The following is a 23329-nucleotide window of genomic DNA, read 5'->3' on the forward strand; positions in this document are numbered from 1 at the left end:
CATCTCGCCCCGTATTTTCAGAAAGATTCACAACGATCAGGTGGTTGGCCGTTCCCATGTGGGACCAGGCGCGACCGCCCTTGCCGAGGCAGAGTTTTCAGGTGACGACCGTCGCGCTGCACGAGATGATTCCGGGGTTCGGGCCGGCGGCCGAAGGCGCCTATGATCGGCTCGACCATGATCTGCTCGTGCGGGCGTACAAGTACTCCGAGGCCGCGCATGCCGGGCAGGTGCGGCATTCGGGCGAGCCCTATGTCTCGCACTGTGTCGAGGTGGCGCGCATCCTCGCCGACCTCCAGCTCGACACGGCCACGGTGGCCAGCGGGCTGCTGCACGACATCGTCGAAGACACCGATATCACCGTCGAGGACATCGACCGCGAGTTCGGCCCGGAAGTCGCGCAGATCGTCGATGGACTGACCAAGATCGCCAACCTGCCGATGTCCTCCCGCGAGGAACGGCAGGTCGAGAACTACCGCAAGCTGCTGCTGTCGATCGCCAAGGATGCGCGCGTCATCCTGATCAAGCTGGCCGACCGGCTGCACAACATGCGCACACTCGACTGGCTGGCGCCGGAGAAACGTCGGCGCATCGCGCAGGAGACGCGCGATCTGTACGCACCGCTGGCACACCGTTTTGGTATGGCCAAGGTGCGCTGGGAGCTCGAGGACCTGGCGTTCAAACACCTCGAGCCCGAAGCCTACCGCACGCTCGCGAAACTGGTGGCCGCCAAACGTGGCGAGCGTGAGGCGCTCATCGCCCAGATGAAAGAGCCGCTCGAGAAGCGGCTCACCGAGGCCGGCATCGCCGACGTGGAAGTGACCGGCCGGCCCAAACATCTCTGGTCGATCTACAAGAAGATGCAGCAGCGGGAGCGTCCGTACGAGGACATCTACGATCTGCTGGCCATCCGCGTGATCGTCCCCAACGTGCTGGAGTGTTATCACGCCCTCGGCGTGATTCACGACGGGTGGACGCCGGTGCAGGAGCGCATCAAGGACTACATCGCGCAACCCAAGTCGAACGGGTATCAGTCGCTGCACACCACGGTGTTCGGTCCGGGTCGTCAGCTGTTCGAGATCCAGATCCGCACGCGCGACATGCATCGCACGGCCGACTATGGCATCGCGGCGCACTGGCTGTACAAGGAGAACACCAAAAACGCCGACGAACTCGATCGTCATCTGGCGTGGTTCCGTCAGGTGCTCGAACTGCAGATGGACGCCGAGACGCCGGGCGAGTTTCTCGAATTCCTGAAGCTCGATCTGTATCAGGACGAGATCTTCGTGTTCACGCCCACCGGCGACGTGATCCAGTTGCCCAAGGGCGCGACACCGCTGGACTTCGCGTTTGCCGTGCACTCGCAGGTGGGTGCGCGCTGTGCGGGGGCGAAGGTCAACGGGCGTATCGCTCCGCTCTCGCGGGAACTCAAGAATTCGGAAACGGTGGAGATTCTCACCAATCCGAATGCCAAGCCCAGTCGTGACTGGCTGGCGCATGTGCGCACGGGCAAGGCGCGCCACAAGATCCGGCAGTTGCTGCGGCTCGAAGAGCGCTCGTCGGCCATGCGGCTCGGACGCGAGATCATCGAGCGTGAGCTGCGTCGCCGCCGGTTGCCGAAGGTGGACGACGACAAACTCCAGCCTATTGCGCGGCAGCTCAAGCTCAAGGACGCCACGCATCTCATCGCCTCGGTGGGTGCCGGTGACATCCAGGTGCTGCAGGTGCTCAAGGCACTGCACCCGGATCTCGACACCACACCACCGGAACCGGGCAAGGTCAGCACCACCTTCGAGCGCATCGTCGACCGCGTGCGTGGCACGGGGAAGGGCATTCGCATCCAGGGTGCGGATGGCCTGCTCGTGCGATATGCGCAGTGTTGTCAGCCGGTGCCTGGCGACCGGGTGGTGGGCTATGTCACGCGTGGACGCGGTGTGAGCATCCATCGCGGAGATTGTCCCAATCTGCTGCTCTTGGCGCACGAGCCCGAGCGGCGTCTCGAAATCGATTGGCAGGAAATGGCGGGCGAGCGCTTCGTGGTGCGTCTCGCGATGGAAGGCACCGATCGGCGCGGACTCTACGCCGACGTGGCGGCGGCTGTGAGTGCCACCGGCACCGACATCAAGAGCCTCGAACTCAAGACCATCGATGGCAAGGTGACGGGCGCCGCGATGGTGGAAGTGGAGAACCTCGCGCATCTCGAACGCATCATCAAAGCGGCGCGACGCGTGAAGGGCATTGCCCAGGTCACGCGTCGCGAGAAGATCACGGCGGAGGATACGTGAGGTCGGTGGCGGTCTGACCTGCCGGAGCTACGGCCCCGTCCGGACTCCGGCAATTGCTCCGCTGTTCAGCCCGCTCTGACCGCCCGTCGGGTCGCCGGCACGGCCGGTGTGCCTGTCCGTTTCGTCGCAGACGACGCCTCTTCCCGCCGCTCCCGGACCGGTCGCTGCGGCGTCTCGTGCGGAATGCGTCGGGCCATCGTCCGCGCGCCACCTTTCGAGTCCTGCACGAGGAAACGCCGTACGAGATCACGCATCGTGGCGGCCTGCGCGTCGAGTTCATCGGCCGCCGTGGCCGATTCCTCGGCCGAAACCGCGGCGCCCTGCGTCTGTTCACTCACCTGCGCGATGGCCCGATTCACGTGCACGATCTGATCGCGCTGCGATCCACACGCGCCGGCCACCTCGGCCACCAGCGTTGCCACCCGATCGGCGTCGGCATCGATCACGTCGAGCTGCGACCGCACATGATCACTCACCATCGTGCTCTCGCGCGTGGTGGTGACGGTCTCCTCGATCAGCGACGCCGTTTCCCGCGCGGCCGATGCCGCGCGGATGGCCAGTTGACGCACCTCGCCGGCCACGACGGCGAAACCGCGACCCGCATCACCGGCGCGCGCCGCTTCCACCGCCGCGTTGAGCGCGAGCAGGTTCGTCTGGAACGCGATCTCGTCGATCGTCTTCACGATCTGCGCGGTCCGCTCGGCCGAGCCGCGCATGCGGGTCATCGAGTCGGAGAGTTCGCGCATCGAGCGGGTGCCTTCGTGCAATCGCTCCCGCATGGCCATCGAGAGCTCGTGCGTCCGGCTCAGCGTCTCGGACGTGCGGACGATGGCATCCGTCTGTTCCCGCATGGCCGCGGTGATACCGTCGATCGACTCGGCCTGATGGGCCACCGTGGAGGCCATGTGCTGACTGCCGTTGCTCACCTGATACGCCGCACTGGCGATCTGCTCCGTGGCCACTTCCACCTTGCACAGCGCTTCGGAGATGTTGATGACCGCCTTGTTGATGGCGCCCGCCAGACGTGCGTGATCACCCGGGAAATCGCCGGTGACCCGCACCGACAGATCACGCTCCGCGACCCGTTCGAGAATCGCGAGCGCTGCCACCACGGGCTCCCGCGCCGCGTCCTGCGCACGGTTGAAGTCGACGAGCAACTGGCCAAAGGCGCCGGAGAACCGGTCGCTCTGCGCGCGCGCCATCGTATCCCCGAGCCGCGCGCGATCGACGACCCGTTCCGTCTCGGCGAGCATGGCGCGGAGGGCGGTGACCGCATGGCCATAGGAACGAATCCCCGCGTGGGCCCGGGCAATGGTGGCATTCAACTCGGTGGCCACCGCGGCGATCTCATCGCCACCGTCGATCGAGACGGTCGGGGTGTTCGGCGCGACTACCACGTCGAGATTGCCCTCGGCCAGTGCCGACGTGGCCCGTTCGAGTTCCGCCATGCAGTGCTGCTGCAATGACGTCAGGCGGTCGCGGACCTGGGCCAGCGATGAGGTGATGCGTCGGATCACCACGTGGGCCAGCAGGGACGCGCATCCGATGCCCGCGAGCAGCGCGGCCAGTGCCAGCCAGAAGCTGCGGGTGATCTGCGATTCGGCGATCGTCGCGAACGCGGACGCCGATCGGGCCTGACGGTCGGCGGCGATGGTCAGAGTGGAATCCACCGCTTCCATGGCCCGACGAAGGTCCCCATGCAGAATGGCCAGCGCTTCGGGCTGCCGTCCTTCCCCCAGCCGTGTCATCACGGTCGCGAGCGGAATCTGCGCGGCCGACCAGTGCTGATAGAACGTGTTCAGAACCGCACGATCCTGCGCGTCGGTGACGGTGAGCGCCACGGTGCGATACAGCGAATCGACTCTGATGATGCTCCGCACCAGTTCGGCGCGGGCTTCGGACTGCCGTGTTGCGTCGTATGCGAGGTCGCGATATGCGGCCCGTACACGCTGGACTTCACCCTGCAGACGACCGGAGGCCGCCAGCGGCGCAATGGCCTGGGTGTCCAGCGCCCGGGCTTCGCGCGCCACGCCGTCGAGGGCCCGGAGCGAGACGAGCGTGGCGCCCGCACCCGCCGCCAGCCCCAGTCCCAGGGTGCGCCACAATTGTCCACGAAGTGGAAGACGAATGAACCACTGCCATGCTGCGCGCATCGTACCTCATCGTACGGGATCGAGTATGTCAGCCGTTGCAATACGGTGACGATCGGATGTTTCGGAGTAGGGGGCTCGTCGATGAGTTGACGAGATGCTGGCGAGAGTATCGGCGGTACGGCCATGGTGCTAAACCGGCGGACGATATGAGAATTTCCCTTCACCCCGGGTAGGGGCTCCCGAATAAACGCCGACATCGTGTTATATTCGAGGAATGACTGCGCCGTTCCGATTGCATGCTCCCTTCGCTCCCGCGGGCGATCAGCCACGCGCCATCGCCGAACTCTCGGCGGGGCTGCAGCGTGGGGACCGTTATCAGACCCTGTTGGGCGTCACGGGGTCGGGCAAGACGATGACCATGGCCAATGTCATCGAGCAGTGGGGACGTCCCACGCTGGTCCTGTCGCACAACAAGACACTGGCGGCGCAGCTCTACGGCGAACTCAAGTCGTTTTTTCCCAACAACGCCGTCGAATATTTCATCTCCTACTACGACTACTATCAGCCCGAGGCCTATGTGCCGTCGAGCGATACGTACATCGAGAAGGACGCGAGCATCAACGAGGACATCGATCGTCTCCGGCTGCGGGCCACGTCGTCGCTCATGGAACGTGACGATGTGGTGATCGTCTCCACGGTGTCGGCCATCTACGGCCTCGGCGATCCGGTGGAATACCGGCAGCGCATGGTGTCGCTGCAGCGCGGTCAGCAGGTGGCGCGCGACGATGTGCTGCGGGCGCTCGTGGGCATCCAGTATCTGCGCAACGACGTGGCGTTCGAACGCGGCACGTTCCGCGTGCGTGGCGATACCGTGGAGATCTTTCCCGCCTATGAAGAGCAGGCGGTGCGCCTCGAACTCTGGGGCGACGAGATCGAACGCATCTCCAAGATCGATCCGGTCACCGGCGAGACGATCGCCACTCTGGAGCGCATGGCCATCTATCCGGCCAAACACTTCATCACCAGCCGGCCAACCATCCAGCGCGCCACGGCCGCCATTCGCGAGGAACTCGCGGCGCGGCTGGCCGAACTGCGACTGCAGGGCAAGCTGCTGGAGGCGCAGCGACTCGAACAGCGCACGCAGTTCGATCTCGAGATGTTGATGGAGATCGGCACCTGCGCGGGCATCGAGAACTACTCGCGGCATCTGAGTGGCCGTGAAGCCGGCGAACGGCCCGCGTGTCTGCTCGACTACTTCCCCGACGAGTATCTCGTGGTGGTCGACGAGTCGCACGTGACGTTGCCGCAGGTGCGTGCCATGTACAATGGCGACCGCGCCCGCAAGCTCACGCTCGTCGACTATGGCTTCCGCCTGCCGAGTGCGCTGGACAACCGGCCGCTGGTCTTCGATGAGTTCATGTCGTTGGTGCCCCGGCTGGTGAACGTGTCGGCCACCCCGGGCGAACTCGAACTGCAGTTGTCGGAAGGTGTGGTGGTGGAGCAGGTCATCCGCCCCACGGGCCTGCTCGATCCGGTGCTCGAAGTGCGTTCGGTGAAGGGCCAGGTGGACGATCTGCTGCACGAGATCCGTCTGCGTGAGCGGCGTGGCGAGCGGGTGCTCGTCACCACGCTCACCAAACGCATGTCGGAGGACCTCACCGACTATCTACAGCAGATGGGGGTCCGGGTGCGTTACATGCACTCCGATATCGACGCCATCGAACGCATGGAAATCGTGCGCGGATTGCGCCTGGGTGAATTCGACGTGCTGGTGGGTATCAACCTGTTGCGTGAAGGACTCGACATGCCCGAGGTGTCGCTGGTGGCCATTCTCGACGCCGATCAGGAGGGGTTTCTGCGCAGCGACCGCTCGCTCATCCAGACCATCGGGCGTGCGGCGCGCAATCTCAACGGCATGGCCATTCTCTACGCCGATCGCATCACGGGCTCGATGCAGCGCGCCATCGACGAGACCACGCGTCGTCGCACGTTGCAGCGCGAGTTCAATGAAGCGCATGGCATCGTGCCCCGAGGCGTGATGAAGAGCGTCGACGAAGTACGTTTCATCACGCGGGTCGCGGATGCGCGTGTGGAGCGTGAGGGAGAAGCGCCGGCACCGCGTCGTCTGGCCAGTGAAGCCGCGCCGCGGAGTCGTGAAGAACTGGAGACCCTGGTGGGAGAACTCGAAGTGGCGATGCGCGAGGCAGCCACGGCACTCGACTTCGAAGCGGCGGCGCGTCTGCGCGATCAGCTCTTCGAAGTGCGCACGGCCCTCGGGCAGGCGCCGTCGGAAGCGCGTGGCAACGCGGTGGCGCCCCGGCGTCCACCGGGCAGTGCGCCGCAGCGTCGGGCCGGTGGAGGACGTCGTGGTCGCTGATACGCTGGCGCATCTGCTGGGGCGGGGTGCGCCCCGCAATCCCGATCGGGATTCCCTCGATGCCTGGGGACGGGCGCTCGGCGCGGTGCTGCCGCGTCCCACGGTCATCACCCTCGAGGGGGATCTGGGGGCCGGCAAGACCACATTGGCTCGTGCGCTCTGTGCGGGGCTCGGGGTGCTGGCGCTCGATGCCGTCACCAGTCCCACGTTCTCACTGGTGCAGGAGTACGATGCCCCGCGGGGACCGGTGGTGCACGCCGATCTCTATCGCCTGAAGGGGCCGGCCGATCTCGAGGCGTTGGGGTGGGAAGAGCTCGTGGATCGGTCGCCGGTGTTGCTGATCGAGTGGCCCGACCGGGCGGCCAATATGCTGCCCGCGGATACGATCGCGATCACGCTCGCGCACGATCCGGAGCATCCCGACCGCCGTCTGCTCAAGGTGCAGGCGCCCCGGACGCCTCCCCGATGAGCACGCGGATATGCACGCATCTATGCACGCGTCCACGCGCGCGGGCGGGCCCCCGGAAGGGCATGTGGTGGTAAACTCCGGGATGTCCACGGTCATCGGTTTCCCGGCGCTCCCCACGCATGCTCCCGTGCTCGTCATCGAAGCGGCCACCGCGGCCGGCTCGGTGGCGTTGCTGCAGGGGGAAGAACGATTGGCCTCGCGTCAGGTGACCATGGGCGCCGGCATGCGCGATGGCCTGTTCCCGGCCATCGAAGCCCTGCTGCACGAGGCCGCGATTGCACCAGGGCAGCTCGGCGCCGTGGTATGCGGAGCCGGGCCGGGGAGTTTCACGTCGCTGCGTATCGCGGCCTCGCTGGCCAAGGGGCTTGCACATGGATCGGGTGTGCCCTTGTATGCCGTCCCCTCACTCCTGATTGCCGCGGCGGCTCTGCCGGAGCAGGTGCAGGGCGAATTCGTGGTGCATGCCGATGCACTGCGTGGCGAGCGGTACGCACTGCCCGTGCACCGGGGGCCCACCGGTGCCGTGATGAGTGCCGGACCGGTGGCCAGAATCACCGTGGAGACGCTGCGGACACAGACCAGCGAAGCGCAGCGGGTGGCCGTGCTCGAGTCGCCGGCAGCATTGCCGAGTGCGTGGACGGTCTCGCCCGATGCCGCGGGAGTGACGCAGGCGATGGGGAACTGGCGTGAGGCGCCGGTCGAACTGGCCGCATGGGAACCGCAGTATGGCCGGCTGGCCGAGGCGCAGGTGAAGTGGGAGGCGGCACATGGTCATCCTCTGCCGCAGACCGCGCTCCGGGGCGCCTGAAGCACGATGGCGCAGTCGTCCCACCGGTCGTCGTCCGAGCGACCGTCGCCGCTGACGGTCCGGATTCGCGCGATGACGCCGGACGATGCGGACACCGTGGCGGCCATCGAAGCGCAGTCGTTCAGCGATCCCTGGCCGCGCAATGCGTTCACGATGCTGATGCGGCGGGCGCATGCACGGTTGCGCGTGGCGGTCGACGATGGCGATGTGCCGGTGGGGTACTGCGTGATGCTGGTGGCCGTGGATGAGCGTGAGGTGGCCAACATCTGTGTGGACGCCAAGGTGCGCGGCGCGGGAGTGGCCGGACGACTGCTCGACGACGCGCTGGCGGCGGCCGACGCCGAGGAGACGGTGGCGGTGTATCTCGAGGTGCGGGAGTCCAATGCACCGGCCCGGCGGTTGTACGAGACGCGCGGATTCCACATGGTGGGGCGCCGGCGGGGTTATTATCAGCACCCGGCGGAAGATGCGCTGGTGCTCCGGCGGGAGCGCGCGGGGCGTCGGCCGGATGATGTCGGAGAGGTTGTGGGTGAGTGATCGGTGCGTTGTGGGAGATGCGTTCGAACGATCATGCCCGCGTACATCCGGGTATGTGCTTTTTTCGGAAGGTCCTAGTATCGGACATCCGTTGGTTTTTTCATCCGCCATTCCAATCGTGTCGCGCACGAAGCGCGAGGAGGCAACGTGAGTCGCAGCCTGAACAAGGCCATCCTGATCGGCAACGTCGGGGGAGATCCCGAGGTGCGTACCGTGGGCACCGGAGGCCGGGTGGCGCAGTTCTCACTGGCCACCAGTCGCAACTGGACCGATCAGAGTGGCAACAAGCAGGAAAAAACCGAGTGGCACCGGTGTGTGGTGTGGAACAACTCGCGCGGCTCGGGCCTGGCCGACGTGGTCGAGAAGTACGTGAAAAAGGGTGAGAAGGTGTACGTGGAGGGCGAGATCGAATACCGTCAGTGGCAGGACAAGGACGGACAGACGCGCTACACCACGGAGATCCGCGTGCGCGAACTCATGCTGCTGGGCGGCCGCTCCGGCGGTGGTGGCGACGATTTCGAATCATCGGCGCCCCGTCGCACCGCGGCACCGGCGCGTCCCAAGGCCGCCGCGGCCAATGCCGGCACCGACGATTTCTCCGATTTCCCGGGCGCGTTGCAGGACGAGGACGACGATCTGCCGTTCTAGCCAATAGAGTTCAGCGGTGTCGAGCTATCCGAGGGGATGAGCGAGCGCACCGGCTGATCTCGAATACACGTATCACTGACGGGTGACGATCCTTCCGGGTTGTCGCCCGTCGGTTTTTCGTCCATCGTAGGGCAATGCCATCCACCTGCGCGACAGGTTCCTCAGCCGTCCGTCGCCGCTGTTCAAGGCACGAGATTCGTATGAGGGTATTTCGGCAACATGCCGCACTGCTCGTTCTCGGACTGTTGATGTTCTGGTGGCCCCTGCATGGGTTCGCGCAGACGACATACGAGATGGAAGGCTCGGTGCTCGCCGTGTGGGGCCTTCCCCTCGACAGACCCACGGCAACACCAGGAGTGTTGCTGCGCGTCGGTGTGGTGCAGCAGGAAGCACTGAAACGCATCTCGGGCAGACTGGCACTCGAGGGGATCGGGCACGCGCGAAGTATGGGGAATGCGTCCGATCAGGACCGCGTCAAAGCGCTGATCGGGTTGGGATACGACCTGCGCTTTCATGGTTCGCAGCGTCCGGTCAGACATTTCATGCTGATGGGAGCGGGACTCTATGCGTCGCCGATGACGAGGGGCGATGGATATCCAGCCCTGCTTCTGTCTCCGCGCATCGGATGGGGTGGAGAGGTCCATCGTGGGCGAATGGAAGTCGGTCTGGAGATTTCCGCACAGTACGCTCGATGGACCAACCTCGGGATGACCGAAGAGAGAATGGTCCCGTGGATATTCCCCGTGGGAATCACCGTGCGGTACTGAGAGAACAAATCGGCCAGAATGAGTCGGGCCGATATGCTGATGTGATTGGCTCCAAAGAAAGAGATCCCGGCGATGTTCCCGCCATATTCACAGAGCCATCCTGCTGGTATCCCGCTGTTCATCCTGCCGGCATCGCGCCCGCAGGGCGCCCTTCACGGCCTGGGGCCCGCCCCAAGCCGGTTGTCCGGCACGAATCGCTGACGCGTTGCCTCCAGCCCTGGCTGATGGTGTATTGGCCGAGCGGTTGTGCGCGTGGGGACCATGTGGACACTCCTCAATTTTTGCTGACCACACCACTGACGGCACACTGACGAGAGCGGCGAATCTGCGTCAGGCCCGCAGCCGTTCGGCACCGTGTCGGCGCCCCGAATGCCGCATCCCGAAACGATGCGCGCCAGGAGCGAAACGGAGGAGGCGTTACCGCGCTGCCCGGTATGCGTCTCCGGTGTGGTAACTGGTGTGACGATTTCTTTTTCCCGGGACTTTCACAGATGCGCGCTGCCAAGAAGGCGCCCTCGACGTCCACGCTCACCCGCACGCAGACCTCGGGGCTGCTGTTCAAGCTCCTGATCGCTCTCGTCGGCACGTTGGCTTTGCTCGTCGTCTGGCGCCCCGCCGTCATCCACGCGCAGGCAGCGCCGGCCGCCGGCAATGCCACCGGCAGTGCCGGCTCGACCACGCACGTCGTGAAGGCCGGCGAAACCTTGTGGAGCCTGGCGGCCCGCTACTACGGCGACGGACATCAGTGGCGGGAGCTCGCCCGCCGCAACAAGCTCGGCACCGACGGCGTGCCGCCGCTGCGGGTGGGTATGACGATCAGCGTACCGTCGCGGCCCTCCGCGGGCGGCAGCAAGGCCGCGCAGGTGGCAGCCGCGCCGGCCGACAGCACGGTCCCGGCGGTGGCACTGGCCAAGGCCGGCGAAGGCACACTCCCCCCGCCCCCCGCCAGGCCGGAGACAAATCCGGCCGCCACCGCGTCGGGGTCGCTGGCCGCCCAGACGGCGGCTAAAGGCAACGCCGTCCAACCGCCCACGGGTGCCCGCTCCACCCGGACTGTCGCGTCCTCCTCGGGCGCGCCCCGCACGCCGGTTGCCGGAAGCCGAGCCGCGGCGTCGGTGACCGCCAGTTCGGTGACCCCCCGCTCCGCGGCCGCCCAGGGAGCAGGTGCCGATACCGGCCGCCTCAACCTGCAGCCGTCACGCGGCACGCTCATGAGCGAAGGTCAGGGCACGGTGCGGGTCGGGCTGGTCAACCAGCACGAACAGGCCGCGGCCCGCAAAACCAGTGAGGCGCTGACGGTCTTCCATCGGGATATTCCCGATGCCGCCGAAGGCGAGCGGCGCGCGATGGCGGCCATCCGGCCCAATACACCCGTGCCGCGCCAGGCCGAATTCGACGCGGCTCCCTTCCTCCTGACGGGCGACCAGCGCGACGCGACCGGCACCATAGGGCGTCGTGTCGGCACCGGCGGCAATGCCGGCACCGACGGCTATCCGCAGCGGGCCATCAAGACCGACGAAGTCGAACTGTCGCCGGCACCGCGGGGCAGCTTCACCGTGGGGCAGCGCCTGGTGGCGTTCAGCGAATCACGCCTGGCGGATGGCAAGACCATCGTGGCCGTGCCCACCGGCGTCCTCGAAGTCACCGAAGCCGAGGCCGGCCGGCCAGCCGTGGCGGTGGTGCGTCGGCAGTCCGGACGCATCGAAGCCGGCCAGCGCGTGGTCGTGTCCAACGGGGAACCTGCTCCGCGCGGGCAGGCCGAACGCCTCGCCGCCCCCGACGTCTCGACCACCGTGCGCTGGCTCGAGAGCACCGAACTGCTGCCCACCCTCCAGAGCTATCTGGTGCTGGGGGCGGGATCGGCGCAGGGCCTCAAGGCCGGCGACGAGGTGGCCCTGTATCACCGCCCCGCCGGCAGCGCGTCGGATGTGCTGACGGCCACCGTACGCGTCGTGCGGGTGGACGATGGTTCCAGTACGGCCATCATCCTGCGCCAGTACGGCCACGAAATCACCACCGGGATGACGGCCCGACGGTTCGCCAAGGCCCCCTGACGCGCCCATAGGTCCCCACGGGGAACATCCCGAGGACCGCCGCCCCGCGGTTCGTCGCGAGGCCTGCGTCACGGACCTCCGTACATCACGCAACACCGCGCAGCAGTACGTCGCATGACACACGCGCCGGGTGCCCCATGGCTCCCGGCGCGTGTGTACATTGTGGGATTCCCCCCGAACCTCAACGCAGAGGCAGCGAACGGCATGGCCAAGACGGTGCTGGTGACAGGTGGTGCCGGGTTTATCGGCTCCCACGTGGCGGATCGATTTGTCGCCGAAGGATGGACCGTGACGATCCTCGACGATCTGTCGAGCGGTCGTGAGGCGAACCTCCCCTCGGCGGCGCGTTTCGTGCGCGGCTGCATCACGTCGCCCGAAGCGGCCGCGCTGGTGCGTGATGGACATTTCGACGTGATGTGCCATCTGGCCGCGCAGATCGATGTGCGGCGCTCCGTGCTCGATCCCGCCTACGACGCCACCCGCAACATCCTCGGCACGCTGAACCTCATGGAGGCCATCCGCACGAGTGGCCATCCCACCCGCACGGTGTTCTCGTCCACGGGCGGGGCACTCTACGGCGACTTCGATCCGCCACCCAGTGCGGAAACATTCGCCAAGGATCCTGAAGCGCCGTACGGGATCGCGAAGCTCTCTGTCGAGTACTATCTCGCGTACTACGGACGTGTTCACGGACTCGATACGGTGGCCTTGCGCTACGGCAACGTGTACGGGCCCCGACAGGATCCTCATGGCGAGGCAGGGGTGGTGGCGATCTTCTGCAACCGGTTGCTCGACGGGCGACCACTCACGGTGTTCGGCAACGGCGAGCAGACCCGCGACTACGTGTACGCGGGCGATGTGGCGGCGGCGAATTTCGCGGCGGCCACCACGGATGCCCTCCCGCCGCGTGGTCGCCTGGACGCACGCGCGTTCAACATCGGGACCGGTATCGAGACGTCGGTGAATACGCTGGCGGAAACCCTGCGTGGGGTATCCGGTGCCACGGCACCGATCGAGTACGCGCCGGCACGCGCCGGTGAACTGGCGCGCTCCGCACTCGATACCGCCAAGGCCCAATCGATGCTGCAATGGAAGCCGGCCGTGTCGCTGCGCGAGGGCCTGGAGCGCACCTACCGGTTCTTCGAGACACGCCGTGCGGGGAGTGTGCCGTCGTGATGGGCGCGGTTGTTCCGGCGCTGCTGCAGTTGTCCACCGTGGGTGGAAATGCCGTTCCTTCGTCGCCGCTGGCCCTCATCGCCACGAGCGATCCGGTCACCAAGTTCGTGCTGGGCATCCTGGCCATCCTGTCGCTGCTGTCGTGGGGCATCATGTTCGCCAAGTGGCGGGCCTTCAGCGCCGCGGAGCACAACGGACGCAGCTTCGTGCACGAGTTCGAGCGGGCGCGGGGCATGGATGACGCCATGCTGCTGGCGCAGCGCGTGAAGTCGAGCGCCTTCACGGCGGTGTTCGCGCGGGCGGTGCAGTTCCTGCACGACACCAAGCCGGCGCTGGGCGCCACGTCCGATCGCACGGCCCGTCTGTCGGGCTCGCAGGTGGAAGCCCTGCGGCTCGTGCTCGATGCGGAAAGCGGCAAGGAGCGCGAGGAACTCGGCCGCTTCATTCCGTGGCTGGCCACGGTGGGCAGTGTCTCCCCGCTGATCGGACTCTTCGGCACGGTGCTTGGTGTGATCGAAGCCTTCACGGGCATCGCGGCCAAGGGCTCGGGCAACATCGGTGCGGTGGCGCCGGGTATCGCGATCGCCCTCGTGGCCACGGCCGCCGCGCTCGCCGTGGCCATTCCGGCGGCCTTCGCGTACAACGTGTTTGCCGCGCGCCTCAACCGGTTCGACAACGCGCTCGAAGGCTTCGGCTCCGAGCTCATCGCACTGATGGTGCGCGAAGGGCGGATCTGAGTCGTGCGACGTGGCCGCCGCGGTGAGCGCATGGGTGTCAATGGCGAGATCAACGTGGTCTCGCTCATCGACGTGATGATGCTGCTCATGGTGATCTTCATGATCACCGCGCCGATCATGCAGGGTGGGGTGGACATCGCGCTGCCCACCGCCGACGTGCGACCACTGGAACCGAAGAACGGTCTCGTGGTGACGGTGGACCGTCGCGGGCAGATCTTCGTGGACGAGACGAAGCTCTCGTTCGACGAATTTGCCGGCAGCATCAAGGCGTTGTCCGACAAGAAGGGCGGGGGCGGGGTGTACCTGCGGGCCGATGAAGCGGTGCCGTATGGCCGGGTGGTGCAGATCGTGGCGGCGATGAAAGCGAGCGGCATCACCGATGTGGGGCTCGTGGCCGAGCCGGAGTCTCCGCGGTGACTTCGGCGGGGACGGCGGGCAATGCGCCCACGTCGCTGACGCGTGGGATGGTGGCGTCGGTGGTGGTGCATGGCGTGCTGGTCGCGCTGGCCATCTGGTGGGGCGGCCGGCCTGGTCCCGTGCGTCCGCCGGTCTATCGGGTCGAACTCGTGGGGCAGGCGGGTCCGCGGCAGGCGGGCGTGGAAACGCCCACCACGCAGCCGGTGGCGCAGGCGCCCGATGTGGCGGGCGCCGAGCGCGTGAAGGAGGAGAAGGTCGTGCCCACGCCGAGCAAGGCGAAGAAGGTGCTGCCCTCGCCCAAGGCGACACCTTCGCCCACGCGCTCGAAGGCCGCGGGAGCGAAGACCGCCGCACCGACCGCCACCAAGGGCACAGCCGCGCCCAGGTCGGGTGCCGGTCCCACGGGCAGCAAGGGCGCGGACGTCGCGAATGTGCGTACGGATGGGATCGCGTTTCCCTTTCCTGGGTACCTGAACAACGTTGTCCGTCAGATCGCGCTGAACTGGTCTCCGCGGCGGGTATCGGCGGCGCTCATCACCGAGGTGAAGTTCCTGATCCGTCGTGACGGATCGGTGGCCGGCATCGAGGTGGTGAAGAGCTCGGGAGACCGGCTGTACGATCTCGATGGCGTGGGTGCCATCGAAGCGGTGGGGTCGACACGCAGCTTCGGCCCGCTCCCTACCGGTTGGTCCGACGATGTCCTCGTCGTGTATTTCACTTTCGACTACGCCCTCCGTCCGAACTGATGCGATTCCGTCCGTCCCGCTCCCTGTTGGCACTCCTGCTGACACCGGTGTTCGTGGTGTCCGCGTTCGTCACACCACGCGGTGTGGCCGCCCAGGAGAAGGGCGTGAGTCTGTCGCTGCAGTATCGACCGGGGCAGAAGACCACATTGATCGTGCTCCCCATCGCGGGGGCCAACGGCGATTCGATCGCGCGGGTCATCAGTCGCGATCTCGATTTCAGTGACCGGTTCACGATGGTGTCGACGAGCAGCGCACCGACGGTGAACGGTCCGTTGAATTATGCCTTGTTCACGAAACTGGGAGTCGACGGGATCGTGCAGGCGACATTGCTGCCGTCGGGCTGGGTGCGTGTGGCCCTGCACGACGTAGGGCTCAAGAATGTGCGGAATACGAAAGACTTTCCGTTGCCGTCGCCGGCATTGTCGGCGGGGTGGCGACTGGCGGTGCATGGGGTGTCCGACGGCATCGAGGAGTGGATCACGGGCGCGCGCGGGATTGCGCAGACGCGGATCGCCTTCACGCGGGGCGGTCGCGTGTGGACAACCGACAGCGACGGCGCAAATGTGACCGCCGTGACGCCGAGCGGCATGTCGCCACAGTGGCTGCCGAGTGGACGCGGGATCGTGTACAGCGTGCTCGATGGGGTGCGCAATCCGATCATGTTCACGGATCTGGCAACCGGAGCGCAGCGTGTGCTGGTGAGTGCGCAGGGTGTCGAGCATACGACACCGGTGGTGTCGCCGGATGGCCGCACGATCGTGTATGCGCGCGGATCGGATACCGGAACGGATCTGTATCAGCAGCCCCTCGAGGGCGGCGCGGCGCGGCGTATCACGGTGGGCCGCGGTCGTGCGAGTGCACAGGCGAGCTTCAGCCCGGATGGTCAGCGATTGGCATTCATGTCCGATCGCTCCGGGCATCCCGAAGTGTATATTAGTGATCTGGACGGCACGAACACCGAACTGCTGACGGCGGCGGCTTTCGGTGATCGGGATTATCGTGCGGGACCGGACTGGTCTCCCGACGGACGTCTCGTAGCCTTCCAGTCGCGCAATGGTGGCACGTTTCAGATCATGACCATCAATCTGCGTGATCAGTCGGTGAAGCAGGTGACGAACGACGGCCGCAACGACGATCCGTCGTGGGCGCCCGATTCGCGGCATCTCGTGTTCACATCCACACGCAGCGGTACGAGGCAGTTGTGGATCGTCGACATCGAGACAGGCCGCACGCGGCAGCTCACGTTCGGACCGGAGACGCGATTGTCTGCCTGGTCTCCCCGATTGCTCGCGCAGTAAGCGCGGTCTTCACTCCCTTCCCGCTCAGGAGTTTTCGACATGAAGCGTGTCTCGCGTGTGCTGATGGTCATGGTGTCCACGTCGCTCGTCCTCGGTGCCTGCAAGAAGAAGCAGCCGACGCCGGCTCCGGCTCCCGCGCCGGCGCCGACCAGCGAGGCGCCCGTGCGGAATACCCCGACGGCGCCGGCACCGCGGGACACGATGGAGGAGTATCGTGCGAAGGTGGCGGCGGCGCGGGCGCGTCTGCTCGAGACCATCTACTTCGAATACGATGCCGACGAACTGCGTGAGGAAGCGCGGGCGTCGCTCGATGCCAAGCTCGCGATCCTGAACGCGAACCCCGGTTTGCGCATCCGTATCGCCGGTCACTGCGACGAGCGCGGCAGCGATGAATACAACATCGCCCTGGGCCGTCGTCGTTCCGAAGCGGCAAAGCGTTATCTGACCGATCGTGGCGTGGATGCGTCGCGCATCGAGACGTCCTCGTTCGGCCGCGAGCGTCCGGCGGTGCAGGGGTCGGGGGAAGAGGCGTGGTCGAAGAACCGTCGTGACGAGTTCGAGATCACCGCGGGCGGCGATCAGCTTCGCGCGGCTCCGTAATGTTCACGGCCACACCCGGAGGTCTGGTCATGCGTTTCCACCGTGTGTGGCGGCTGGTTCCCCTCGTGGCCCTGGCGGCCACGGGGGGCTGCTTCGCCACGCGGGGCGATGTGCGCATCGTGCAGAACGATGTGCTCTCCCTGCGCTCGGAGATGTTGCGTCAGCAGCAGCAACATCAGGAGTCCCTTTCACAGACGTTGCGCATTCTGCAGGTGGCCAGTGATTCGCTGGCCCGGGTGAGTGCCCGGACCGTGACCATCCAGGGCGATGTGCGCGGAGAGATGCGGGCGGTCCGCGAACAACTGCTGCAGGTGCAGACGCTGCTGGGACAGAGTCAGGCCACGATCTCGCGCCTCCGGGCCGAACTCGAGGCTCGCAACAATGCGCCGATGCCGACGCCCACGGGGGCACCGTCCGGTCCGCCGTCGGCATCGGGGACACCTCCGGTGGGTTCACGGAATCCCCCGGTCAGCAGCGGGACGCCGGTCGATTCGATGACACCGGCCCCCACCGGCCCGGGTCCCAATCAGCTTTTCACGAACGGCATGGATCAGCTCAACCGCGGCAGCACCTCCACGGCGCGCACGCTGTTTCAGGAGCTGATCACCACGTATCCCACGTCGGACTATGTGCCCGACGCGCAGTACTGGATCGCCGAGTCGCTGGCCAAGGAGAACAATCTGCCCGCGGCCGATGCGGCCTATGCTGCGGTGGTCAGTGCCCATCCCACGTCGGCCAAGGCGCCGACGGCGCTGTACAAGCGGGCGCAGTTGCTGCTCCGGCAGAACAACCCGACGCAGGCCCGACAGCTGTTCGAGCAGGTCATGGCGAAGTATCCGCGCAGCAACGAGGCCGCGCTGGCCGAAGAGACTCTCAAGACGCTGCGCTGATCCGCGTGGCCCGTACGTCCGACCGAGCAACCGATGGCTGGGAGTAACGCGGGAGAAATGCCGTTCCTCGATCATCTCGAGGAACTGCGTTGGCGGCTGTTCCGATGCGCCCTGGCCATTGCGGCCGGTGTCATCGTGGCGTTCACACTGCTGTATACCAAGCGGGTCGATATCGTCGGCATCCTCGCCGCGCCGATCCAGCCGTATCTCAAGCAGCCCCTCATGGTCACGCACGTCGGTGACCTGTTCGACATTGTGATGAATGCCTCGATCACTCTGGGCGTGATCGCCGCCTCACCGGTCATCGTCTGGCAGGTCTGGGGATTCCTCTCCCCCGCGCTCTACGGGCATGAGAAGAAGGTGGTCATTCCGGCGCTGGTGGCGGCCGCGCTGCTGTTCCTGGCCGGCATGGCGCTGGCGTTCGAGTACGTCCTGCCCGTGACCCTCGCGTTCTACGCCAGCTTCGAGAGCGAGTCGGTGAACACGATGCAGACGGTCGACGGATACTTCTCGTTCGTGACCTCGATGTGTCTGGCCTTCGGTGCGATCTTCGAACTGCCGGTGGTGATCGCGCTGCTGTCCGCCCTTGGCATCGTCCAGCCGGAGTTCCTGTCGCGCTTCCGCCGTCACGCGTTCGTGGGGTGTCTGATCGCGGCCGCGCTGATCACCCCGGGCAGTGACCCCACTTCGTTGACCCTTTTGACGATTCCGTTGTACATGCTGTACGAGGCATCGATCACGGTGTCGCGACTCATCGCCCGCCGGCGCGAGCACCGACTCGCGGCCGAGGTGGCGTAACGGAGGCTGGGTGAAGGCAGCGGGGGGACGGGGAATGTGGCAGCGGCTGCTCTGGGCAGTCGTATGTGGAGTATCGCTGGCCGGATCCTCGATCGAGGCGCAGGCGCAACCGCCGGGGCAGGCGCGCGTGGGACGTCCGCAAGCGCCGGGCGCGCGACGCGACAGCACCGGCCAGGACAGTGTCCGCACGCTCAGCAAGGAGCGGAAGGTCTTCGAGTGGGCCACCCCGGATTCCATCATGCGGGAGCTGCTCGATCGGGCGGGATACAAGAAGGTGCAGTATCAGGGCGATACGGTGCAGTTCGATGCGCTCACGCGCATTCTGACGCTGCATGGCAAACCCTCCGGCGTGCAGCGCGACGAGACCATGCTGGTGGGCGACTCGGTCGTCTACAACGACTCCACGAAGAAGGTCGTAGCCCTCGGCGATTCGGTGCTGCTGCGCGACCCCACGCAGGCCGATGCCGATGATTTCATCGCCAACGGACGCATCGAGTACGATCTGACCAGCCGGCAGGGGCTCACCGGCGCCTTCTCGACGTCGGTGACCTCGGGACAGCGGCTGTATCTGAGTGCCCGCAGCAGCGCGCTGGTGACCGATTCCGTGTTCGCCGGGCGGCACATCGTGTACGCGAAGAACGGGTCGTTCACGTACTGCGATCACACCGAACCGCATTTCCATTTCACGACCGGTGAGATGAAGTTCATCTCACAGAACGTGATGGTGGCCCGTCCGGGCGTGCTGTACATCGGCGAAGTGCCGGTGTTCTGGATCCCGTTCTTCTTCCAGGACATCCGGTCGGGGCGCCGCAGCGGCCTGCTGACGCCGAACTTCGGGATGGCCGAACTGTTCCGCAACAGCCCGTCGTACCGGCGCAGCGTGCAGAACATCGGGTATTTCGTGGCCATCAACGACTACATGAATTTCGAGACGTCGTTCGACTGGCGCAGCGGCGCGCGCAGTTCGGATGCCGATCCCGGATTCATCCGCGGCAACGCGGAACTGCGCTACAAGTGGCTCGACCGGTTCGCGAACGGCGAGTTCGCCGCGAGTTACATGGGGCTGCGCAACGGAACGACCAACACGTCCTACACCTGGAATCACAACCAGGATTTTTCGCGCACGACGCGGCTCACGGCGCGCCTGAACTGGGTGCAGAACACGATGGTGCAGCGGGCCACCACCGTGAATCCCGTGGCGGCGAACGCGACGATCCGCTCGCAGCTCAACTATCAGACGAAGATCGGACCGGCGCAGATCAATGTCGGTGGATCGCGGGTGCAGTATCCGGGGCGTACGCAGGTGGACATGGAGTTCCCCTCGCTCAATGTGACGACCGGATCGCTCGAAGCGGGACCGGCCACATGGACACCGTCGTTGCGTCTGGCCATGTCCGGACAGAGCCGCATCGATCAGGGGCTGCAGTTCCCGTTCGTGTACAACGCCCGCGCTGACGGGGGCATCGACAGCACGCGCTTCAATGCGGGGCGGCGGAACACGCAGTTCCAGTTCGACACGCCCATCAAGCTGTGGGATTTCCAGTGGCAGAACTCGTTCACGATGAACGAACGGTTCAATGATTTCCCCGAGCAGCGGGAAGTCATCGGCGTGAACGACACGACGCAACGTTCCACGCGGGTCTTTGCCAAGACCTTCGAGACCAACGTCGACTGGCAGACCTCATTCAATCTGCCGCGGTTCTTCCAGGGCACATGGAACATCTCGCCCTCGATCACCCTGGCCAATGTGGAGAATGCGGCCGGCCTGTTCACCCGCACCGAGCGCAGCGGAGGCCGCTGGGTGCAGCAGAGCAAGCGCCTGAACTACTCGGTGTCGTCCTCTCCCACGCTGTATGCCATGCTACCGGGCGTCGGTCCCATCGCCCGGTTCCGGCACTCCATCACGCCCAGTATCACGTATTCGTATTCGCCCCAGGCGTCGGTCAGTGACGAGTTCCTGCAGGCCATGGGACGTACGCGCGTGGGATATGTGGGCGCGCTGGCGCAGAACCGGGTGGGCATCAACCTGGCGACCAATCTCGAAGCCAAGCTGCGTCCCCCCAGCGATTCGGTGGATCAGGGCGACGGGGCCGGCCGGAAGATCAAACTGCTGTCGCTCAACTTCTCGTCGATCACGTACGATTTCGTGCGCGCGGACACCCTGGGCAACGGCATCGCCGATCGCACGTTCACCATCGGCGGGCGCACGGATCTGCTTCCTGGCTTCGACTTCCGCGCCTCGTACGATCTGTTCCAGGGTGACATCGCCACCGACTCGGCCACATTCGATCCGTATCGCACGGACTTCGGCGTCACGTTCTCGCTCGACAGCAAGTCGGGACTCGTGGCACTGGTCGGGCGGTTGTTCGGCCGCAAGGCCAGCCTCGCGTCGGACAGTCTGACCCAGGCCAGCCGGCAGAACACCAACAATCAGATGGTGGACCGACAGTCGCGCAACATGAATGCGGCCGGCGGTGGCACCATGCGGGGCATGCAGCAGGCGCTGCCGTCGGGGCAGGGATGGAATCTCAACATCCAGTACAATGCTGCGCGTCAGCGTCCCGTGCGGGGCGGCCTGCAGATCGTCAACAATCCGGAGACGTTGTGCCAGGGGCAGAAGCAGTACGGCGTGCTGGCCTACGATCTCTGTGTCCAGAATGCGCAGAGCGCACCACCCACCGGGGCCAACAGTGGCCAGAGTGCCATCGGAGCGCCGGTGTTCATCCAGCCGCCCACGCAGAACGTGAACGCGACGATGTCGTTCAACATCACGCAGAACTGGGCGGCCCAGTGGACGACGCAGTACGATGCCGTCCGTTCGCGTTTTTCCAGTCAGCAAATCGGACTCCAGCGTGCGATGCACGACTGGAATGCGGTGTTCTCCTTCTCCCAGACCAACAGCGGCAGTTTCGCCTTCAACTTCTTCATTGCCCTGAAGGCACAGCCGGAACTCAAGTTCAACTACGACCGGCAGACGTATCGGTCGACGAACTATTGAGTCGTTGCCCGGGTTGCTGCATGAGTCGTCGCACGTGAACGGTTTACGGGCCTCCACGCCCGCCCCTCCCGCCCCCTGATCGTCAGGAGTTTCTGGTGTTGCAACTCGATGGTCGTTCGTTGCGCATTGCCGATGTGCTGGCCGTTGCCGACCGGCGTGTGCCGGTCTCGCTGTCGCCGGAAGCCCGCAGCCGTATGGATGCCACGCGCCGCGTGGTGCAATCGGCGGTGGATCGGGGTGAACCCGTGTACGGCATCAACACCGGCTTCGGCAAACTCTCCGAAGTGACGATTGCCACGCCGCAACTGGCGGCGCTGCAGCGCAACCTGGTACGCAGCCATGCCGCCGGGGTGGGGGATGCGCTGCCCGAACGCGAAGTGCGCGCGATGATGCTGTTGCGGGCCAATGTGCTGGCCACCGGATACGCGGGCGCGCGGGCCTCGGTGGTGGAGCGCCTGCTGGCCATGCTCAATGCCGGCGTCTGGCCGGTGGTGCCCGAGCAGGGCAGCGTGGGTGCGAGCGGAGATCTGGCGCCGCTGGCGCACCTCGCGCTGGCGCTCATCGGGGAAGGGCCTGCCCGACTGGGCGAGCGGGAAGGCCCCGCCGTGGAATTGCTCCAGGCCGTGGGGCTCGAACCGGTGGTGCTGGAAGCCAAGGAAGGGCTGGCGCTTATCAACGGCACACAGGCGCACACGGCGGTGGCCTCGCTGGCCGCCGCCGAACTCACGACGCTGTGGCGGACGGCGCACGTGGCGACGGCCATGAGCCTGGAGGCGCTGCTGGGCACCCCGGACGCCTTCGATGCGCGTATCCAGGATGCACGCGGGCAGGTGGGACAGTCGGAATCGGCGGCGCTGCTGCGCACGCTGCTCAGCAACAGTGAAATCCGCGAATCGCATCGCTACGGCGATCCGCGTGTGCAGGACGCCTACGCGCTGCGCTGCGTGCCGCAGGTGCACGGACCGGCGCTCGACACGCTGCGATTCGCGCGCGGCATCATCGAACGCGAACTCAATGCCGCCACCGACAACCCGCTCGTGCTGGACACGGGCGAACTGCTGAGTGGCGGCAATTTCCATGGGCAGGCGGTGGGCATGGTGAGCGACTTCCTCGCCATCATCTGCGCGAATCTGGCGGTCATCAGTGAGCGGCGCACCGACCGGGTGGTGCACCCCGATTTCAATCAGGGGCTGCCTCCGTTCCTGGCCGCCCAACCGGGTGTGGAATCGGGGCACATGATGTCGCAGGTCACTGCCGCGGCGCTGGCCAGCGAATGCAAGGCGCTGGCCCATCCGGCCAGCGTCGACTCCATTCCCACCGACGGCAACAAGGAAGACGTGGTGCCGATGGCGATGGGCGCCGCCACGCGCCTGCGGCGTTCGGTGCGCAATCTGCGGCATGTGCTGGCGATCGAACTCCTCATCGCCGCCGAAGGACTGGAGTATCGTCGCCCGTTGCGCAGCAGTGCCGCGGTGGAACAGGCCCATGCGATCGTCAGGCAGTATGTCGCGCGCGCCGATGGCGATCGTCCCCCCGGTCCCGACATCACGCGACTCGCCGGCGCGATCGCGTCTGGCGTCTTCGACGATCTCACGAGTTCGGTGGTGCTATGAATCAACGCGAGAATCTAG

General features: G+C 66.0%; 19 protein-coding genes. 18 read left to right on the forward strand and 1 reads right to left on the reverse strand.

Features of this window, described 5'->3' with window-relative positions:
• Positions 1 to 101: 101 nt before the first annotated feature.
• Complete coding sequence (locus WG208_RS05750; protein ID WP_337170385.1) at positions 102 to 2285, forward strand: bifunctional (p)ppGpp synthetase/guanosine-3',5'-bis(diphosphate) 3'-pyrophosphohydrolase; 2184 nt, start codon at positions 102 to 104, stop codon at positions 2283 to 2285.
• A gap of 65 nt (positions 2286 to 2350) precedes the next feature.
• Here the strand turns inward: WG208_RS05750 and WG208_RS05755 are convergent, their stop codons facing one another.
• Positions 2351 to 4438, reverse strand: a complete 2088-nt coding sequence (locus tag WG208_RS05755) for a methyl-accepting chemotaxis protein (RefSeq protein ID WP_337170386.1) — start codon at positions 4436 to 4438, stop codon at positions 2351 to 2353.
• Between the two features lie 214 nt (positions 4439 to 4652).
• Here WG208_RS05755 and uvrB point away from each other — a divergent pair, with 214 nt between their 5' ends.
• The 17 genes from uvrB (at position 4653) to hutH (ending at position 23311) form a co-directional block, all read left to right on the forward strand.
• Entirely contained in the window at positions 4653 to 6755 is a 2103-nt protein-coding gene (gene uvrB, locus WG208_RS05760) for an excinuclease ABC subunit UvrB (RefSeq protein WP_337170387.1), read from the forward strand.
• On the forward strand, positions 6745 to 7224 hold the full coding sequence (gene tsaE, locus WG208_RS05765; protein ID WP_337170388.1) for a tRNA (adenosine(37)-N6)-threonylcarbamoyltransferase complex ATPase subunit type 1 TsaE: 480 nt from the start codon (positions 6745 to 6747) through the stop codon (positions 7222 to 7224). The genes uvrB and tsaE overlap by 11 nt, the downstream gene beginning before the upstream one ends.
• A gap of 10 nt (positions 7225 to 7234) precedes the next feature.
• Complete coding sequence (tsaB, locus tag WG208_RS05770) at positions 7235 to 8032, forward strand: tRNA (adenosine(37)-N6)-threonylcarbamoyltransferase complex dimerization subunit type 1 TsaB (protein WP_337170389.1); 798 nt, start codon at positions 7235 to 7237, stop codon at positions 8030 to 8032.
• 72 nt (positions 8033 to 8104) lie between these two features.
• The gene (gene rimI, locus WG208_RS05775) at positions 8105 to 8569 is read left to right on the forward strand and encodes a ribosomal protein S18-alanine N-acetyltransferase (protein WP_337170390.1); all 465 of its coding nucleotides are present in this window, start codon (positions 8105 to 8107) and stop codon (positions 8567 to 8569) included.
• Between the two features lie 147 nt (positions 8570 to 8716).
• Positions 8717 to 9217, forward strand: coding sequence for a single-stranded DNA-binding protein (ssb, locus tag WG208_RS05780; RefSeq protein ID WP_337170391.1), 501 nt, complete (start codon positions 8717 to 8719; stop codon positions 9215 to 9217).
• A 200-nt stretch (positions 9218 to 9417) separates the two neighbouring features.
• Positions 9418 to 9984 carry a hypothetical protein gene (locus WG208_RS05785; RefSeq protein ID WP_337170392.1) on the forward strand — a complete coding sequence of 189 codons (567 nt, stop codon included), beginning with the start codon at positions 9418 to 9420 and terminating at the stop codon, positions 9982 to 9984.
• 491 nt (positions 9985 to 10475) lie between these two features.
• Positions 10476 to 12038, forward strand: coding sequence for a LysM peptidoglycan-binding domain-containing protein (locus tag WG208_RS05790; RefSeq protein ID WP_337170393.1), 1563 nt, complete (start codon positions 10476 to 10478; stop codon positions 12036 to 12038).
• Positions 12039 to 12242: 204 nt separating this feature from the next.
• Positions 12243 to 13214, forward strand: a complete 972-nt coding sequence (locus tag WG208_RS05795) for an NAD-dependent epimerase/dehydratase family protein (protein WP_337170394.1) — start codon at positions 12243 to 12245, stop codon at positions 13212 to 13214.
• Positions 13214 to 13951, forward strand: coding sequence for a MotA/TolQ/ExbB proton channel family protein (locus WG208_RS05800; protein ID WP_337170395.1), 738 nt, complete (start codon positions 13214 to 13216; stop codon positions 13949 to 13951). The genes WG208_RS05795 and WG208_RS05800 overlap by 1 nt, the downstream gene beginning before the upstream one ends.
• 3 nt (positions 13952 to 13954) lie before the next feature.
• A complete protein-coding gene (locus tag WG208_RS05805) occupies positions 13955 to 14368 on the forward strand; it encodes a biopolymer transporter ExbD (RefSeq protein ID WP_337170396.1) in 414 nt (137 codons plus the stop codon).
• Positions 14365 to 15114, forward strand: coding sequence for a TonB C-terminal domain-containing protein (locus WG208_RS05810; RefSeq protein WP_337170397.1), 750 nt, complete (start codon positions 14365 to 14367; stop codon positions 15112 to 15114). Before WG208_RS05805 ends, WG208_RS05810 begins: the two co-directional genes overlap by 4 nt.
• A complete protein-coding gene (locus tag WG208_RS05815; protein ID WP_337170398.1) occupies positions 15114 to 16412 on the forward strand; it encodes a hypothetical protein in 1299 nt (432 codons plus the stop codon). The genes WG208_RS05810 and WG208_RS05815 overlap by 1 nt, the downstream gene beginning before the upstream one ends.
• A gap of 39 nt (positions 16413 to 16451) precedes the next feature.
• A complete protein-coding gene (pal, locus tag WG208_RS05820) occupies positions 16452 to 17012 on the forward strand; it encodes a peptidoglycan-associated lipoprotein Pal (protein ID WP_337170399.1) in 561 nt (186 codons plus the stop codon).
• Between the two features lie 29 nt (positions 17013 to 17041).
• Positions 17042 to 17902 carry a tol-pal system protein YbgF gene (gene ybgF / locus WG208_RS05825; protein ID WP_337170400.1) on the forward strand — a complete coding sequence of 287 codons (861 nt, stop codon included), beginning with the start codon at positions 17042 to 17044 and terminating at the stop codon, positions 17900 to 17902.
• A 33-nt stretch (positions 17903 to 17935) separates the two neighbouring features.
• Positions 17936 to 18700 carry a twin-arginine translocase subunit TatC gene (gene tatC, locus WG208_RS05830; RefSeq protein ID WP_337170401.1) on the forward strand — a complete coding sequence of 255 codons (765 nt, stop codon included), beginning with the start codon at positions 17936 to 17938 and terminating at the stop codon, positions 18698 to 18700.
• 127 nt (positions 18701 to 18827) lie between these two features.
• Positions 18828 to 21698 carry a putative LPS assembly protein LptD gene (locus WG208_RS05835; RefSeq protein WP_337170402.1) on the forward strand — a complete coding sequence of 957 codons (2871 nt, stop codon included), beginning with the start codon at positions 18828 to 18830 and terminating at the stop codon, positions 21696 to 21698.
• 95 nt (positions 21699 to 21793) lie between these two features.
• On the forward strand, positions 21794 to 23311 hold the full coding sequence (gene hutH, locus WG208_RS05840; protein ID WP_337170403.1) for a histidine ammonia-lyase: 1518 nt from the start codon (positions 21794 to 21796) through the stop codon (positions 23309 to 23311).
• The last annotated feature ends 18 nt before the right edge of the window (positions 23312 to 23329 follow it).

Source organism: Gemmatimonas aurantiaca (assembly GCF_037190085.1).
Lineage (GTDB): Bacteria > Gemmatimonadota > Gemmatimonadetes > Gemmatimonadales > Gemmatimonadaceae > Gemmatimonas > Gemmatimonas aurantiaca_A.